Genomic DNA, 17684 nt, shown 5'->3' with positions numbered 1-17684 from the left:
TCACGCCTCCGACAGGAACGGGGCCACCTCAACTGGCCGTCCTTCCGCCAAGGACCGATTGGCCGCCTCGGCCAGTGCCAGCGCGTTGACGCCGTCCTGGATTGTTGCGGGCACAGCCTTTCCATCCACGACGGCATCTACAAAGGCGGACCATTCGATGGAGAAGGCGCGCATGTAGCGTTCGAGAAAGAAATACACAGGTTTTGCCGAAGTGACGCCCGCGCTGGTGGATTTCACGACGGTGTTTTCCAGTTCGTTGTCGGCGGCCAGTGCGCCGCCAGAGCCCAGAACCTCAACCCGCTGATCGTATCCGTATGGAGCCCGGCGAGAGTTGCGGATCGTGGCGATCCGGCCGTCGGCGTAGGATAGCACGACGACAGCTGTGTCGATGTCCCCAGCTGCGCCGATTTCGGGGTCAACCAGGCAGGAGCCATGTGCTGTCACGGTCGTCGGCATGCCAAACAGAAACGAGCACATGTCGAAGTCATGAATCATCATGTCGCGATACAGCCCGCCGGATACCTTGATGTAGCTGACGGGCGGCGGGGCAGGGTCGTAGGATGTAACCGAGAGCAGCTCACTGCTGCCGATTTCTCCCGCATCGAGTGCTGCCTTGAGTGCTGAGAAATTCGGATCGAACCGACGGTTGAAGCCCATCATCATGGGTTTGTCATGATTGGCGGCGGTTGCGGACACTTGCAGCGCGCGCTCCAGCGACAGGTCAATCGGTTTCTCGCAAAAGATCGCCTTGCCAGCCTTCACGCCGGCTTCGATCAGGTCGGAGTGGGTGTTGGTCGAGGACGCGATCAGAATGGCGTCAATGCTGGTGTCGGCGAGGATGTCGTCGGCGCCGCGGGCCTCAATGCCATGGTCCTGTGCCAGAGCTTCCGCAGCCTCTTGCATGACGTCGGTGACCGCGACCAGCTCAGAGCGCGGATCCATCTTGATCGAAGCTGCGTGGACCTTGCCGATGCGACCGGCCCCGAAAAGAGCGACTTTCATATGCGTATTCCTTTCGTGGAAAAATCAGAGAGTGACGCGGCGGCCTTCGCGGGCCGATATGTCGATAGCGTGAATGATGCGCTCGAATTCCAGAGCGTCGGTGAAGCTGGGGAACGCGTCCGTGCCAGCGGTGATGGCGCGCAGGAACGTGGCCACCTCGGCGGTCTTTAGGTCGCCAAATCCCAGCTGATGGCCGGGTGCTGGGCAGAAGCTATCATAGGGTGCATGCTCCGGGCCCGTCAGGATCGTACGAAAGCCCTGCTGCGATTTTGGGCCGTCATTGGTGTAGAGCTGTAGCTCGTTCAGCCGTTCCTGACTGAAGGTGAGCATGCCTTTGGTGCCGTGCAGTTCCCAGTCAAGCTTGTTCTTGCGGCCCCAGGCGGAGCGAGACGTGCAAACTGTTCCCTGCGCGCCCGTCTTGTAGCGCAGAATGGCAGAGGCGGTATCTTCATTCTCAACTGTGCCACGGCCTGATCCATCGGGCAGGGGGCGGGTGTCATGGATGATCTGTGTGTCGGCAATCAGGCTCTCGATCTCGCCCATCAGAATATGGGACATGGAGACGAGATGGCACCCGAGGTCCCCCAGCGCACCAAGGCCGGCGTCCGCGCGTTTTGCGCGCCAGGTCCAGGGCAGATCGGGGTCAGCCTGGTAGTCCTCATCCACCCAGCCACGAAAATGAACCGGCTTGCCGATCACACCTTCACTGATGAGGCGACGCGCATGGGTGATGGCCGGATTATGGATGTAATTGTAGCCCACCATGGTGCGCACACCTGCGGCGCGCGCGGCGGCCTCCATCTCCTCTGCGTCGTCGATCGTCAGGGCGAGGGGTTTTTCGCAATGCACGTGTTTGCCCGCGGCAATGGCGGCCAGTGCCATTTCCTTGTGGAGGGCGTTGGGGGTCGTGATGGAGACGATGTCGACGTCGGGCGCAGCCATCAGCGTGCGCCAATCGTCGGTGGCGACATCAAAGCGAAACTGTGTCGCGTATCGCCTCGCATTTTCGACGGGCGTGTCACAGAGCCTTGCAAGCCGCACCGGCGGCACATCCCCAAAGACAGCTTCTGCGGCGCGATAGGCCAAGGCATGAGCCTTGCCCATGAAGCCTGTTCCGATCAAACCAAGGCCTAGAGACATGTTTCCCTCCGTTATGGAATTTTAATTCCAATTTCGGTGATGCGGGATTAGAGTGTCTCTGTCAAGCGAGAGGGGTGTAAATGATAGAACGCGAACCGCAACCAGAGACGCCGGAAAATGTGACGCAGACCATCGCGCGTCTGGATCATGTCATGGACACATTGCCAAAGCGGCTACGGCAATGTGCGGTCTTTACCCGGCATCACCTGCATCTCATTGCTGTGTCGACGGTCTCTGACATGGCGTCGGCATCTGGTGTGGCGCCGTCTGCTTATATCCGCTTTTGTCAGGCGGTCGGCTTCTCCGGGTATTCCGAAATGCAGACCCTGTTTCGGGCGCAATACACCAGTTTTCGGCCGGACTATGAGCAACGGCTTGCGCAGTTGTCACCTGATGTGTCTCAGGGCAGTGGTGAGCTGTTGGCCGAGTTTGCGGAGTCAGGGCATCAATCATTGATCGGTGTCGGTAATTCTGTTGCAAATGAAGGGCTTGCGAGGGTCGCGTCCGGTATGGCGCAGGCGCGTATTGTTCATCTTGTCGGCCTGCGGCGGGCATTCGCAGTGGTCAGTAACATGTCCTATCTTCTCGGTAAGTTGGACGTTCCAGCCGTGCTTCACTCCAACATCGGCAATCTACATGCCGGGCTTGTGGCCGGGAGTGGGGATGTGATGTTTGCCATTACATTTGCGCCGTTCTCTGAGGAGACGATCACGCAGGCGCGTGCTGCAGCGGAGCGAGGTGTGAAGGTCTATGGGCTGACCGACGCCGACGACTGTCCGCTCTTTGATTTCGCCGCGGAGGTGCTGGTCGTGAAGGAGCACGAAGTAGCAGGGTTCCGGGCGCTCAATGCATCCATCACGCTGACCACAGCGCTGTCGGTTTTGGTTGGCGCGCAGCGCGCGAAAACTTGACACGGAGCCTCGAAAACGGAATGAATGTTCCATAGGTGTGATTCGAGATTGAAGCGCATCGACCGGTGGGAGGCCGGTCTGGAGGAGGCCCGTTTGCGTGAAGGCATCGGATATCGGGCTAAGAGCCGGCTTGACCGGTCAACTGTCTAAGGGAGGATAAATTGAAAACACTTATCAAAACTGCTGTTGCTGCTGCCAGCTTCGCACTGGCTGCCCCAGTTATGGCGCAGGACATCATCGTGGTCGCGCATGGTCAGGCCAACGATCCATTCTGGTCGGTCGTCAAAAATGGTGTCGAAAAAGCTGCTGCCGATACGGGTGCCAGCGTGGATTTCCGTTCGCCGGAGACGTTCGACATGGTGCAGATGAGCCAGCTCATCGATGCTGCTGTGAATCAGGAACCTGACGGCTTGGTGGTTTCGATCCCGGACGCGGATGCGCTGTCGCCGTCGATCCGTCGTGCGGTCGAGGCTGGTATCCCGGTCATTTCCATGAACTCCGGCTCGGATGTGTCCAAGGATCTCGGTGCGCTGCTCCACGTGGGGCAGGACGAATACACGGCGGGCAAGGCCGCCGGCGAGAAACTGGCTTCGATGGGCGGTACCGTTGGCATCTGTGTGAACCAGGAAGTGGGCAACGTCGCGCTCGATCAGCGTTGCCAGGGTTTCTCTGACGGGTTCGGTGGTTCTGTCGAGGTGATCCCGACCCAGAACGACCCGGCCGAAGTCGAGGCGAAGGTGAAGGCGGCGCTGGAATCCAACCCCGACATCGACACCGTGATGGGCCTGGGTGCATCGCTGGTGGGTGAGCCTGCCGTCCGTGCCGTGGCTGCCGTGGGCCGCACGGGTGAGGTGAACGTGGCGACTTTCGACCTGTCGGCCAGCTTCCTGGAAAGCGTGGCCAAGGGCGACGCGGCCTTTGCTATCGACCAGCAGCAGTTCCTGCAGGGCTACCTGCCGGTGTCCTTCCTCGCGCTCAACGCAAAGTTCGGCCTGATCCCGGGTGGCAACGTGCCGTCTGGCCCGAACCTCATCACGCAGGACAAGGCGTCCCAAGTGGTTGAGCTGAGCGCCCAGGGCATCCGCTAACCCACTAAGGCACAATGCTGAATCGCTGAAGGGGCCGTGGCGCAAATGCCGCGCCACGGCCCCTCTTTGTCTCAAGGAGGAGCACGCCATGGCCGACGCGGCCCAAACCGTCGATGACGAACGCCTGAAGAAAGAAGGGCTTGGTGCCAGGTTGATGAAGCGCCCCGAGCTTGGCGCGATCGCCGGTGTCATTCTTGTCACCACTTTCTTTTTGATCACCGCAGACAGCAGCATGTTCACGCTGTCCGGTATCATGAACTTCATGACCCCTGCGGCGCAGCTGGGCATTCTCGCCATCGGTGCGGCGATGCTGATGATCGGCGGCGAGTTCGACCTGTCGATCGGCTCCATGGTGGCCTTTGCGGGTCTGATCTTTGGCGCCTGCGTGGTGACGCTTGGGCTGCCGCTGATCTTGGCGATCCCGCTGACGCTGGCCGTTGCGGCTGGCCTTGGGGCGCTTAACGGTACAATCGTGCTGAAGACCGGCCTGCCGTCCTTCATCGTGACACTGGCCTTCCTGTTCATCCTGCGCGGCGCCTCGCTGGTCGGGTTGAAACTGGCCTCCGGCGGCTCCACCCAGCTGCGCGGCGTGCGCGACGCGGTCGAGGGCGACTGGCTGGCGCCGATGTTCTCGGGCGATGCTTTTGGTCCTGTCTTTGCCTGGCTGGCACAAGTCGGGGTGATCGACACCTTCAAGAACGGCACCCCCAAGGTGCCCGGTATCCCGGTCGAGATCCTGTGGTTCGTGGCGCTGGCATTGGTGGCAACCTACGTGCTGCTGCGCACGCCACAGGGCAACTGGGTGTTTGCCTCCGGCGGTGATCGCACTGCGGCCTCCAACTCCGGTGTGCCGGTGCGCAAGGTGAAGATCTCGCTCTTCATGGTGACCGCAATGTGTGGCGCGCTGGTCGCGATCATCACGGTGATGGATGCCGGATCGACCGATGCGCGGCGCGGCTTCATGAAGGAGTTCGAGGCCATCATCGCAGCGGTGATCGGCGGCTGCCTGCTGACTGGCGGCTATGGGTCTGCCATCGGGGCGTTCTTTGGCGCCATCATCTTTGGCATGGTGACGATCGGGCTGACCTACACCAACTTCGATCAGGATTGGTTCCAGATCTTCCTGGGCGGCATGCTTCTGATCGCGGTGCTCTTCAACAACTACATTCGCAAGCGCGTGACGGGGGAACGCTGAGATGACCCAGGACACGACATTCCACCACGGTGACCCGCAGGGCACGACCCAGCCGATCATCAAGATGCAGAACATCGAAAAGCACTTTGGCAACATCATTGCGCTGGCGGGCGTCAGCTTTGATGTGAGGCCGGGCGAATGCCACTGCCTGCTGGGCGACAATGGGGCTGGCAAGTCGACCTTCATCAAGACGATGTCAGGTGTACACAAGCCCACAAAGGGCACCATCACCATCGACGACCAGCCGATGAATTTCGACAGTCCGCGCGATGCGATGGAAGCCGGGATTGCCACCGTCTTTCAGGATCTGGCGATGATCCCGCTGATGAGTGTGACGCGGAATTTCTTCATGGGGCGTGAGCCGGTGAAAGGACGCAAACCCTTCCGCCGCATGGATGTTGACATGATGAACGAGACCGCGGTGGAGGAGATGCGCAAGATGGGCATCAACCTGCGTGGTCCCGATCAGGCGGTGGGGACGCTGTCGGGCGGTGAACGCCAGACGGTGGCGATTGCCCGCGCGGTCTATTTCGGCGCGCGGGTGCTGATCCTGGATGAGCCGACATCGGCGCTGGGCGTGCGGCAGACCTCGAACGTGCTGGCGACCATTGACCGGGTGCGCAAGCAAGGGGTGGGGGTGGTCTTCATCAGCCACAACGTACGGCACGCGCTGGCGGTCGGGGACCGCTTTACCGTGCTCAATCGCGGCAAGACGCTGGGCACGGCGGAACGGGGCGACATCACGCCCGAGCAACTGCAGGACCTGATGGCGGGTGGCCAGGAAATGGCGCAGCTTGAAGGCTCGCTCGGGGGCACCGTCTGATGGCAAAGGATCTGGACCTCATCACCATCGGGCGGTCGTCTGTCGACCTTTACGGCGCGCAGGTCGGTGGTCGTCTTGAAGACATGCGCAGTTTCGAGAAATACGTCGGCGGATCGCCCACCAATATGGCGACGGGCACTGCCCGGTTGGGGCTGCGCTCGGCCCTGCTGACCAAGGTCGGCGACGAGCATATGGGCCGCTTCCTGCGCGAGGAACTGGTGAAGGAGGGCGTCGACGTCACCGGCGTTCTCACCGATCCGGAACGGCTGACGGCGCTAGTGCTGCTGGGCATTCGCGATGAGGACCAGTTCCCGCTGATCTTCTACCGCGAGAATTGCGCCGATATGGCGCTGAGCGCACAAGACGTGGACGAAGGGTTCATCTCCCGGGCGCGGGCGGTTGTGGCCACCGGCACCCACCTCAGTAATCCGCGTACCGAGGCAGCAGTGCTGAAGGCGCTGGAACTTGCCCGCAAACACGGCGCACAGACCGCGCTGGACATTGATTTCCGCCCCAACCTCTGGGGGCTCTCCGGACATGGCGACGGTGAAAACCGCTTTATTGCCTCAGCAGCGGTGACGGAAAAACTGCAATCCACCCTGCATCTGTTTGACCTGATCGTCGGCACCGAAGAGGAATTCCACATCGCAGGCGGCACCACCGACACGGTCGCAGCACTGCGGGCGGTGCGCGCGGTCTCGGGTGCGACGCTGGTGTGCAAGCGCGGTGCCGATGGCGCGGTGGCCTTCACCGGCGCGATCCCGGACAGGCTGGACGAGGGCCAAAGCGGCCCCGGTTTTCCTATCGAGGTTTTTAACGTGCTCGGCGCGGGCGATGGCTTCATGTCCGGTCTTCTGAAGGGCTGGCTCGACGGCGTAGACTGGCCCACCTCGCTCAAATACGCCAATGCCTGCGGGGCCTTTGCCGTCAGCCGTCATGGCTGCACCCCCGCCTATCCCAGCTGGGAAGAGCTGCAATTCTTCCTCCAGCGCGGCGTGGTGGAGAAAGCCTTGCGCAACGACACCGCGCTGGAGCAGATCCACTGGTCCACCACCCGCAAGCGTGACTGGGACGACCTGCGGGTCTTTGCTTTTGATCACCGCATGCAGATGGAAGAGATGGACGGCGCCACGCCCGACCGCATCGGCGCGTTCAAGGAGCTCTGCCTCAGGGCCGCCGTTGCGCAGGCCGCAGGCCGCCCCGGTCACGGCATCCTCTGCGATGGCCGCCTTGGCGCGCGCGCGCTCTATGCGGCAGCGGGGCAGGGGCTTTGGGTCGGCAGGCCGGTCGAATGGCCCGGCTCGCGCCCCTTGCGGCTGGAACCGCAGGTGGGCGAGGATGCAGGCGGGCTGAAGGAATGGCCCGGCGAACATGTGGTCAAATGCCTGTGCTTCCCGCATCCTGACGATGACGACGCGATGTGGGCCGACCAGATCGCCACCATCACCCGCGTGTTCCAGTCCTGCCGCCGCAACGGGCTTGAGTTCCTGCTGGAGGTGATCCCCTCCAAGGTCGGCCCCGTTGACGATAAAACCACGCCAGATGTCATCCAGCGCGTGTACGATGCCGGCATCTACCCCGATTGGTGGAAGCTCGAACCCTTCCGCTCCGAGGCCGCATGGGCTGCAAGCTGCGATGCGATCGAGCGCAACGACAAACGCACTCGTGGTATCGTGGTGCTGGGTCTGGACGCACCGGAGGACGAGCTGCGCGAGAGCTTTGCCCTCGCCGTGCGCTTCCCGCTGGTCAAAGGGTTTGCCGTCGGGCGGACGATCTTTGGCGATGTGGCCCGCGACTGGTTTGCAGACCGCATTGACGACGACAGCGCGGTGGCGCGCATGACAGAGAATTACGCCCGGCTTTGCGATGTCTGGGCGCAGGCACGCGCACGCACAATGGAGGCGGCACAATGAGCACGATCCGGCTAACCGCAGCGCAGGCGATGGTGAAGTATATCGCCGCACAACTGAACGAGGAGGGCGAACCCTTCCTCGCCGGGATCTGGGCAATCTTTGGCCACGGGAATGTGGCCGGTCTGGGCGAGGCACTGCATGGCGCGCGCGAAGAATTTCGCACCTATCGCGGCCACAATGAGCAGACCATGGCCCATGCGGCGATTGCCTATGCCAAGCAGTCCGCGCGCAAGCGGGCGATGGCGGTCACCTCCTCCATCGGCCCCGGTGCCACCAATATGGTGACGGCGGCGGCGCTGGCGCATGTGAACCGGCTGCCGCTGTTGCTGATCCCCGGCGATGTCTTTGCCAACCGGGGCCCCGACCCGGTGTTGCAACAGATCGAGGATTTCGGCGATGGCACCACCAGCGCCAATGATTGTTTCAAACCCGTCACGCGTTATTTCGACCGCATCATGCGCCCCGAACAGTTGCTGACCGCCCTGCCGCGCGCCTTTCGCACTATGACCGACCCGGCAGACTGCGGCCCGGTCTGTCTGTCGTTCTGTCAGGACGTGCAGGCAGAGGCCTACGACTGGCCCGAGGCCTTCTTTGCGCCGCGCGTCTGGCAAACCCGCCGTCCCCGCCCGGATGAGGGCGAGCTGGCGCGAGTGGCCGACCTGCTGAGAGCGGCAAAATCGCCGGTGATCGTGGCCGGGGGTGGCGTGCATTACGCGGACGCCTGCGCCGCGCTGCAACGCTTTGCCGAGGCGCATCAGATCCCGGTTGTCGAAAGCCAGGCGGGCAAATCCGCCCTCGCGTGGGATCATCCGCTGAACCTCGGCCCCGTGGGAGTGACCGGTGCGGGGTCAGCCAATGAAGTCTGCGCCGGGGCCGATCTGGTTCTGGGTGTGGGCACAAGGTTTCAGGATTTCACCACCGGATCGTGGAACCTGTTTCAGAACCCGGATCGCACGCTCGTCTCGCTCAATGTTGCCGCCTATGACGCAATGAAACATGGCGCAGAGCCGCTCTGCTGCGATGCCCGCGTCGGGCTGGAACTGCTGGGGGCGGCGCTTGGCGATCTGCAATTCGCCGCCCCCTCCGCCACCCTCAAGGAGGCGTGGTTCGGCGCGGTTGACCCGCTCACCGCCGCCCCGCGCGAGGACATCCAACTGCCGACCGACCAGCAGGTGATCGGCGCGGTGCAACGGGCCTCCGGTCCCGACACGGTGGTGATGTGCGCCGCGGGCACCATGCCGGGCGAGCTGCACAAACTCTGGAAAGCCCCGCGCCCCGGGGCCTATCACATGGAATACGGCTATTCCTGCATGGGATATGAGATCGCCGGCGCCATGGGCATCAAGATGGCGCAGCCAGAGCGTGATGTGGTCTGCATGATCGGCGACGGCAGCTATATGATGGCCAACTCGGAACTGGCGACGGCGGCGATGCTGGGCATCGACATGACCGTGGTGATCACCGACAATCGCGGCTACGGCTGCATCAACCGGCTGCAAATGGGCACCGGCGGGGCAGAGTTCAACAACCTCCTCGACCATTCCCATCACGTGACACCGTCCAACATCGACTTTGCCGCCCATGCCGCATCCATGGGGGCGGCGGCCGTACATGTCAGCAGCATCGCAGAGCTGGAAGAGGCCCTGAGCCGCGCCAAATCCGCCAAAGGGCCATTTGTGGTGGTGATCGACACCGACCCCTACCCCTCGACGCCCGATGGCGGCCATTGGTGGGACGTGGCGGTGCCCGAAGTGTCCGAGCGGGCCGAGGTGCGCGCCAAACGCGCCGAATATGAAAAACAGATCAAGGCCCGCGCGCTCAACTGACGCCCGTGGCCTGCCTTTCCGGGGTGCGTCCTCCCGCACGTCGGAAAGGCCCCAATTTTGGATCAGGCGCTGACATGCGCCCACAACGAAAGACACCGTCCATGAGCGTCAAGATCGGCATCTCCCCCATCGCATGGCAGAACGACGACCTGCCCGACCTCACCGCCGCCTACACGATGGAACAGGCCCTGAGCGAAGCGCGCGAGATCGGCTATACCGGGGTCGAACGTGGCCGCCGCATGCCCCAGGACACCTCAGGGCTGCGCAAGTATCTGAACGAATACGACATTTATCTCTGTGGTGGCTGGTGCTCGGGCAACCTCTTGGTGAATGACGTCGAGACCGAAAAAGCTGCCATCGCAGAGCAGGTCGAACAATTCGCCGCTTTGGGCGCGCCCTGTCTGGTCTATGCGGAATGCTCCAACACCGTGCAGGGCGACCGCACGACCGCGGTGAACAACCGCTCCAAGCTCGCGCGGGACGAGGTGCGCGCCTATGCGGCCAAGCTCTCTGAGCTGGCCAAGTGGATGACCGACAAGGGCCTGCCTCTGGCCTATCACCACCACATGGGGGCCTTCATCGAGGATCAGGAGGATATCGACTGGTTGATGGAGGCCAGCAGCCCTGAGGTGACGCTCCTCTATGACACCGGGCATCTGGTCTTTGGTGGCGGCGATCTGCTGGGCACGCTCGACAAATGGGGCGACCGCATCCACCACGTCCACTACAAGGATCTGCGCGCCAATATCGCTGCGCAGGCCCGCACTGAGAGCTGGTCCTTTCTGGATGCGGTCATCGCCGGGGCCTTCACCGTGCCGGGGGATGCCGAAGGGTCCATCGATTTTGCCGCAGTGACCGAACGTCTGGCCCAAATGGGCTATCAGGGCTGGATCGTGGTCGAGGCCGAGCAAGACCCCGCCAAGGTCGCGCCCTATGCGGCCTCAAAACTGGGCTATCAGACCATTCGCGACCTTTGCGCGCGCTATGGGCTAGAGGTTACGGGTTAATCCCCGCGACCCAACAACAGGAGGCAAGAACCATGAGCGATCTGCTGCGAAAACCCTTTGGCATCCATGGCGAGGTGCATCGCATCACGCCCGAAAGTGCAGGCTGGCGCTACGTGGGCTTTGCCCTGCACCGGCTGCGCGCGGGCGAGAGGGTGGCTGATGTCACCGGCGACCGCGAGGTGATCCTCGTGATGGTGGAAGGCAAAGCCAACCTGACCGGCGCAGGCCAGGACTGGGGCGAGCTGGGCGAGCGTATGTCAGTCTTTGAGAAAACCCCACCCCATTGTCTTTATCTACCCAATGGCAGCGACTGGAGCGCCGAGGCCACCACCGATTGCACCATCGCGGTCTGCTCCGCACCGGGCAAGGGCGGCCATGCGGCACGCCGGATCGGCCCCGATGGCATCACCCTCACAGAGCGCGGCAAGGGCACCAACACCCGCTACATCAACAATATCGCGATGGAGAACGAGGACTATTGCGACAGCCTGCTGGTCACCGAGGTCTTCACCCCCGCCGGCCACTGGTCGTCCTTCCCGAGCCACCGCCACGACGAGGATGACTTCCCCCGGATCACCTATCTTGAAGAGACCTATTATCACCGCCTGAACCCAGCGAGCGGCTTTGGCGTCCAGCGCGTCTATACCGATGACGGGCAGCTGGATGAAACCATGGCGGTCGCGGATGGCGATGTGGTCCTGGTGCCGCGCGGCCACCACCCCTGCGGCGCGCCATATGGGTTCGAGATGTATTACCTCAACGTCATGGCCGGCCCCTTGCGCAAATGGCGCTTTGTCGCCGCGCCAGAGGTCGAATGGATCATGGAGCGCGACAGCTGACGGCGCACACAGGCTTGGGTGGAACAGAAGCTTCCGCCATGTGAGCCTGCGACGCGCGCTGAGCGGGCGCGCGTCGCAGGTCAATCATAGGGTCAGAAACCGGAACTGTGTCAGTGAAGCGGAGACCACCTGCGTGGCGTCGTCTTGCCGCCCCGGCTGAGGGGGCGGCGGAGCAACGCGCTGCGGCAAAAAACTCCGCGGATAATCCGGAGTTTGCTTGCCGACCCAACCGAAACGACGCTACCGTCTCGTTTCATCATGAACGCGACACATCACCCTTCATCTGACAACGAACAGCGCGAAGAGACTTCTATCGGGCCCCGGTTGACCGTTGAATTGTTTGTACAGCCGGGATTCTCCCATTTAGAGCTGTCGTCGATCATCGCTGTCTTGGACGCTGCCAACACTCTTGATGCGGGCAATTGGTTTTCGTGGTGCATCACCTCGGACTCGCCCGGTATCGTTGCAAGCAATTCCGACCTGCTGGTGCGCGCAGATCCTGCGATCGGTGTCCAATACCTCAAGGATGTGCTGTTCGTCGTCGGGGGGCATAACTACGGCGGTGGGAGTTGGTTGGCACGGATTCGGGCCATGCAGAAACTGCGCCGTCCGGCGTTTCTGTTGTCCGAGGCCGCAACCTCTTATATCCGGCGCTCTGCACCACTTTCAGGGCCAGCAACCACACATTGGCTTGATGTGCGCACGTTGCGCGAGGCTGGCGATTATCCGACGGTCAGCAATCGGTTGGTTGAAGACAATGCGGGAATTCTCACCTGTGCCGGTCGCTCACATACCGCTGAACTTGTCATTCGGTTCCTCTCGCAATTCTTGTCCCCGCAGCACTGCGCAGAGTTGGCGAGCATTTTGATGATCGATACCGCGCGGGGCTATTCGGGTGAGCAGCCCAAGGGAGCCGCGCGCAATACCAACCTGTTGGAGGGGCGCCTGGTCAAGGCCATGGCGGTCATGGAAGAGTGTATTGAACACCCGTTGCCGACAGCAGAGATCGCGGAGCGGGCAGGGGTGTCGGTGCGCCACCTTGAAAGACTGTTCCTTGCACATCTCAACACCACACCCGCAAAGCACTACATGCAGTTGCGGCTGAAGCTCGCAAACAAGCTGATCACCGATACCAACCTTCCGATTGCGGAGATCGCATTTGCCAGCGGCTTTGCGTCTTCGACATCGTTGTCGCGTGCTTATCGGCGTGAATACGGGATGACGCCCTATCAGGTGAGGGCGCGGGATCGTGCGGGGGCCAGCCTGCGCGGCGCATGATCGGAGTTGGCCGCGCGGCGTGAGGCTGAACGGGCTCCAGCTGCCATGCTTCGGGTGGCACATGCCCACACAAGGCTTTGAATTCAGTGCAAGCATTCGTATTGATTGCAAGGAACACAAGTCAGGCGCTGTGTGTATCCACTGAAATTGGCTGGCAAAGGATAGAGACATGAAGGCAAACCCGATCTCCCCGACGATTCCACTGGATCAGGACGGTGTGCACCATGGGTTTCTGAAACTGCCCTACAGCCGCGACGACAGCGCCTGGGGTTCGGTGATGATCCCGATCACGGTGATCCAGAACGGGGCAGGAAAGACCGCGCTATTGACCGGGGCCAACCATGGCGACGAATACGAGGGCCCCGTGGCGCTGCAAGAGCTTGCGGCCACCACGCGCGCAGAGGATGTGACCGGGCGGCTGATCATCGTGCCCTATTTCAACTATCCCGCTTTTCGCGCCAGTGCGCGGACCTCGCCCATCGACAGGGGCAACCTGAATCGCGCCTTTCCGGGCCGCCCCGATGGCACGGTCACCGAAAAGATCGCCGATTATTTCCAACGCAAGTTGCTGCCGATGGCAGATGTGGCGGTGGATTTCCACTCTGGCGGAAAAACGCTGGATTTCGTCCCCTTTGCTGCCGCGCATATCCTTGAGGACAAGGGCCTTCAGGAGGCCTGCTACGCCGCGATGCAGGCCTTTAACGCGCCCTATTCAGTGCAACTGTTGGAGATCGACAGCGAAGGCATGTACGACACTGCCGTCGAGGATATGGGCACGGTGCTGGTTACCACGGAACTGGGCGGCGGTGGCATGTCCACGGCGCGCAGCAATGCCATTGCCAAGAAGGGTCTGCGGAATGTGTTGATCCATTTTGGTATTCTGCAGGGCGAGATGCAGATCGATCCCTCCGTGACCCTCGATATGCCGGATGGGGATTGTTTTGTGTTCAGTGAGCACGACGGTCTTTTTGAGATCATGGTCGATCTTGGCGATCATGTGGAAAAGGATGATGTGGTCGCGCGCGTCTGGTCGCCGGATCGCACCGGGCAGGCACCGTTAGAGTATCGCGCGCGCCGCGGTGGCGTGCTGATCAGTCGCCATTTTCCGGGCATGATCAAATCCGGCGACTGTGCCGCCGTGATTGGTGTGGTCGAAGACTGACATGCATCTGGATCAGCGCGACCTCGAAATTCTCCGCATTCTGTCCCGCGATGGCCGCATCACCAAGGCGGCGCTGGCCGATCAAGTGGGCTTGTCGCCCACTCCCTGCTGGGAACGCCTGAAGAAGCTGGAGAAGGCCGGGCTGATCGAAGGCTATAACGCCCGCATCAACCTCAAGAAAATCGCCCCGCACGTCACCGTTTTTGTGGCTGCCGAACTGACCGATCACACCGCTGCCAGTTTTCAGTCCTTCGAGGCGGCGATGCAGCGCTATGATGAGGTCGTGGCCTGTTGGGCGCTGGGCGGTGGCTTCGACTATCTGTTGCAGATCGTCACCTGCGATATCGACGCCTATCAGCGATTGATTGATGCGATGCTGGATGCGCGCATCGGTCTGAGCCGCTATTTCACCTATATCGTGACCAAACCGGTAAAGGGGGCAGGTGTGCCGCCTTTGGAGATACTACTCAACGGCAGGTGAATCCTCTGCCTGCCGGGCAAACTTCAGTCACATCTTCTGAAAGGAACCCTGCACACTCCGTGGTAGAATTTCAGGAGGAGCAGACATGTCGTTAACGGCCCTGTCCGCGCGTGCGGAGATCAATGACAAATCGCTGGTGCGCTCATTTTCCTACATAAACGGGAAATGGTGCGCTTCATCCAACGGTGAGGTTGTCGCCGTTCATGACCCCGCCACCGGTGATGTCATAGGTGATGTGACCGCAATGACGGCAGAAGATTCCTCTGCCGCGGTGGATGCGGCGCATGCGGCGTTTGCCAGCTGGGCGCTGATGTTGCCGCAGGACCGTTGCGCCATCCTGCGCCGTTGGTTCGAGCTGATGATCGAACACAAAGAGGACCTTGCCCGGCTGATGGTGCTTGAGCAGGGAAAACCCTTGTCCGAGGCACGCGGCGAGATCGACTACGGCGCAGCCTTCCTTGAATTTTATGCCGAGGAATCCAAACGCCCCAATATCGAGGGCGTCACCAGCCATCTGCCGGATGCTGAGGTTGAGCTGTGGCGCGAACCGGTGGGCGTGGCCGCACTGATCACGCCGTGGAATTTCCCGTCCGCGATGCTGACGCGCAAGGCCGCGGCGGCGCTGGCGGCGGGCTGCACGGTGGTGGCACACCCCTCAGGCGAGACTCCATTCAGTGCGCTGGCGTTGGCGGAGCTGGCCGAACGGGCAGGCATCCCAAAGGGTGTCTTCAACGTGGTCACTGGCAAAGCCCCGGTGGTAGTGGAGCCTTGGACGCGGGATGCGCGGGTGCGGGCCTTGTCCTTCACCGGGTCCACCGAGGTGGGCAAGCTCCTGTATCGTCAGTCCGCCGAGACGGTTAAACGGCTGGTGATGGAACTGGGAGGCCATGCGCCGGTCATTGTCTTCAAGAATTGCGATCTGGATCGCGCTGTCGCCGAGACCATGAAGGCGAAATTCGCCACCTCCGGGCAGGATTGCCTCGGCGCGAACCGCATCTTTGTTGAGCGCGACATTTATGATGAGTTCTGCACCCGCTTTGTGACCGCCACGCAGGCGCTTACTGTGGGGAAAGGGATTGATGATCCCGACATTGGCCCCTTGATGAACGAAAAAGCGGTGCAAAAGCAGGAACAACATGTGGCCGACGCGCTGGAAAAAGGCGCCACATTGGCCTGCGGAGGCAATCGTCACCCGCTGGGGCCGCTGTTCTATGAACCGACCGTGTTGACTGATGTGCCTGCAGATGCGGCCATCCTGCACGAGGAAACCTTTGGCCCGGTCGCGCCGATCACGCCGTTTGACACCGAGGATGAGGTGATCCAGCGTGCGAACGACAGTGAATATGGCCTTGTCGCCTATGTGCACAGCCACGACCCGCGCCGGATCTATCGCCTGAGCCGCGCGTTGCAGTTCGGCATGGTGGCGGTCAATCGCACCAAGGTCACCGGCGCGCCGATCCCCTTTGGCGGCACCAAACAGTCCGGCATGGGGCGCGAGGGCGCACGGCTGGGCATGGAGGAATTCACCGAGATCAAATACGTCTGCCGCGACTGGGCGTAACCCTCGGACCACGCGAGATTTTCCACCCCGCGGGTGGAGCACGGAAATAGGAAGGACACGAAATGCTGAAGAACGATCAACTGGACCAATGGGACCGCGACAACTTCTTTCACCCCTCGACCCATCTGGCGCAGCACGCGCGCGGTGAGAGCGCAAACCGGGTGATCAAGACCGCCTCCGGCGTCTTTATCGAGGACCGCGACGGCAACAAGCTCTTGGATGCCTTTGCCGGGCTTTACTGCGTGAACGTCGGCTATGGCCGTCAGGAGATTGCCGAGGCGATCGCCGATCAGGCGCGCGAGCTGGCCTATTATCATTCGTATGTGGGACACGGCACCGAGGCGTCTATCACGCTGGCGAAGATGATCCTGGATCGCGCGCCCAAGAATATGTCGAAGGTCTATTTCGGCCTTGGCGGCTCCGACGCCAATGAAACCAATGTCAAACTGATCTGGTACTACAACAACATCCTTGGCCGCCCCGAGAAGAAAAAGATCATCTCGCGTTGGCGCGGCTATCACGGTTCCGGGCTGGTCACCGGCTCCCTGACCGGGCTTGAGCTGTTCCACAAGAAATTCGACCTGCCCGTCGAGCAGGTGATCCACACCGAGGCGCCCTATTACTTCCGCCGCGAGGATCTGAACCAGACCGAAGAGCAGTTCGTGGCCCATTGCGTGGCCGAGCTGGAAGCGTTGATCGAGCGTGAAGGCGCAGACACGATTGCGGCCTTCATCGGTGAGCCGATCCTGGGCACCGGGGGTATCGTGCCGCCGCCCGCAGGCTATTGGGAGGCGATCCAGACAGTCCTGAAGAAACACGACATTCTTCTGGTTGCGGATGAGGTTGTCACCGGCTTTGGCCGTCTTGGCACCATGTTCGGCTCTGACCATTACGGCATCGAGCCCGACATCATCACCATCGCCAAGGGCCTGACCTCGGCCTATGCGCCGCTTTCCGGCTCCATCGTTGGTGACAAGGTCTGGAAAGTGTTGGAGCAGGGCACCGATGAGAACGGCCCCATCGGCCACGGCTGGACCTACTCCGCGCACCCCATCGGCGCGGCAGCGGGTGTTGCCAACCTGAAACTCATCGACGAGCTGAACCTCGTGAGCAATGCTGGCGATGTCGGCGCATACCTCAATGCCACCATGGCAGAGGCGCTGGGCGAACATGCCAATGTCGGCGATATACGCGGCGATGGCATGCTCTGCGCGGTTGAATTTGTCAAAGATCGCGACAGTCGCACCTTCTTTGACGCGGCTGACAAGATTGGCCCGCAGGTCTCCGCCAAACTGCTGGAACAAGACAAGATCATCGCGCGTGCCATGCCACAGGGCGATATCCTGGGCTTTGCGCCGCCCTTCTGCCTCACACGCGCCGAGGCCGATCAGGTGGTCGAGGGCACTGTGCGCGCGGTGAAATCCGTGCTGGGCTGATCTGCGGTTTCGACCCTGGTCT

General features: G+C 61.7%; 15 protein-coding genes. 13 read left to right on the top strand and 2 right to left on the bottom strand.

The features are described 5' to 3' along the window. Window positions 1-1002: an inositol 2-dehydrogenase gene (gene iolG, locus R1T40_RS11910; protein ID WP_317384264.1), complete on the bottom strand. Its 1002-nt coding sequence runs from the start codon at window positions 1000-1002 to the stop codon at window positions 1-3. Between the two features lie 24 nt (window positions 1003-1026). Next, window positions 1027-2142 carry a Gfo/Idh/MocA family protein gene (locus R1T40_RS11905; protein ID WP_317384263.1) on the bottom strand — a complete coding sequence of 372 codons (1116 nt, stop codon included), beginning with the start codon at window positions 2140-2142 and terminating at the stop codon, window positions 1027-1029. An 80-nt stretch (window positions 2143-2222) separates the two neighbouring features. On the opposite strand from R1T40_RS11905, the gene R1T40_RS11900 reads away from it, so the two are divergent. From R1T40_RS11900 to R1T40_RS11840, 13 genes are all read left to right on the top strand, one after another. Then, entirely contained in the window at window positions 2223-3053 is an 831-nt protein-coding gene (locus tag R1T40_RS11900) for a MurR/RpiR family transcriptional regulator (RefSeq protein ID WP_317384262.1), read from the top strand. Window positions 3054-3214: 161 nt separating this feature from the next. Next, window positions 3215-4141 (top strand): sugar ABC transporter substrate-binding protein, encoded by a 927-nt coding sequence (locus R1T40_RS11895; protein ID WP_106161953.1) that lies wholly within the window; start codon window positions 3215-3217, stop codon window positions 4139-4141. Between the two features lie 88 nt (window positions 4142-4229). Continuing rightward, window positions 4230-5336 carry an ABC transporter permease gene (locus R1T40_RS11890; protein WP_106161954.1) on the top strand — a complete coding sequence of 369 codons (1107 nt, stop codon included), beginning with the start codon at window positions 4230-4232 and terminating at the stop codon, window positions 5334-5336. A gap of 1 nt (window position 5337) precedes the next feature. Continuing rightward, complete coding sequence (locus R1T40_RS11885; protein ID WP_317384261.1) at window positions 5338-6159, top strand: ATP-binding cassette domain-containing protein; 822 nt, start codon at window positions 5338-5340, stop codon at window positions 6157-6159. Next, the gene (locus R1T40_RS11880; protein ID WP_317384260.1) at window positions 6159-8072 is read left to right on the top strand and encodes a bifunctional 5-dehydro-2-deoxygluconokinase/5-dehydro-2-deoxyphosphogluconate aldolase; all 1914 of its coding nucleotides are present in this window, start codon (window positions 6159-6161) and stop codon (window positions 8070-8072) included. Before R1T40_RS11885 ends, R1T40_RS11880 begins: the two co-directional genes overlap by 1 nt. After that, window positions 8069-9898, top strand: coding sequence for a 3D-(3,5/4)-trihydroxycyclohexane-1,2-dione acylhydrolase (decyclizing) (gene iolD, locus R1T40_RS11875; protein WP_317384259.1), 1830 nt, complete (start codon window positions 8069-8071; stop codon window positions 9896-9898). Before R1T40_RS11880 ends, iolD begins: the two co-directional genes overlap by 4 nt. A gap of 101 nt (window positions 9899-9999) precedes the next feature. Then, entirely contained in the window at window positions 10000-10905 is a 906-nt protein-coding gene (iolE, locus tag R1T40_RS11870) for a myo-inosose-2 dehydratase (RefSeq protein ID WP_317384258.1), read from the top strand. Window positions 10906-10937: 32 nt separating this feature from the next. Next, window positions 10938-11744 (top strand): 5-deoxy-glucuronate isomerase, encoded by an 807-nt coding sequence (gene iolB / locus R1T40_RS11865; protein ID WP_317384257.1) that lies wholly within the window; start codon window positions 10938-10940, stop codon window positions 11742-11744. Window positions 11745-11888: 144 nt separating this feature from the next. Next, a complete protein-coding gene (locus tag R1T40_RS11860; protein ID WP_317384256.1) occupies window positions 11889-13022 on the top strand; it encodes a GlxA family transcriptional regulator in 1134 nt (377 codons plus the stop codon). Between the two features lie 169 nt (window positions 13023-13191). Further along, window positions 13192-14184, top strand: coding sequence for a N(2)-acetyl-L-2,4-diaminobutanoate deacetylase DoeB (gene doeB, locus R1T40_RS11855; RefSeq protein ID WP_317384255.1), 993 nt, complete (start codon window positions 13192-13194; stop codon window positions 14182-14184). Between the two features lies 1 nt (window position 14185). Continuing rightward, window positions 14186-14665: an Lrp/AsnC family transcriptional regulator gene (locus R1T40_RS11850; RefSeq protein WP_317384254.1), complete on the top strand. Its 480-nt coding sequence runs from the start codon at window positions 14186-14188 to the stop codon at window positions 14663-14665. An 85-nt stretch (window positions 14666-14750) separates the two neighbouring features. Continuing rightward, window positions 14751-16226, top strand: coding sequence for an NAD-dependent succinate-semialdehyde dehydrogenase (locus tag R1T40_RS11845; RefSeq protein WP_317384253.1), 1476 nt, complete (start codon window positions 14751-14753; stop codon window positions 16224-16226). A 62-nt stretch (window positions 16227-16288) separates the two neighbouring features. Further along, a complete protein-coding gene (locus R1T40_RS11840) occupies window positions 16289-17662 on the top strand; it encodes an aspartate aminotransferase family protein (RefSeq protein ID WP_317384252.1) in 1374 nt (457 codons plus the stop codon). Window positions 17663-17684: the final 22 nt, after the last annotated feature.

Source organism: Tritonibacter scottomollicae (genome assembly GCF_032924845.1).
GTDB lineage: Bacteria > Pseudomonadota > Alphaproteobacteria > Rhodobacterales > Rhodobacteraceae > Epibacterium > Epibacterium scottomollicae.
The sequence above is the reverse complement of the archived record's forward strand: the minus strand, read 5'-3'. Positions and strand labels throughout refer to the sequence as shown.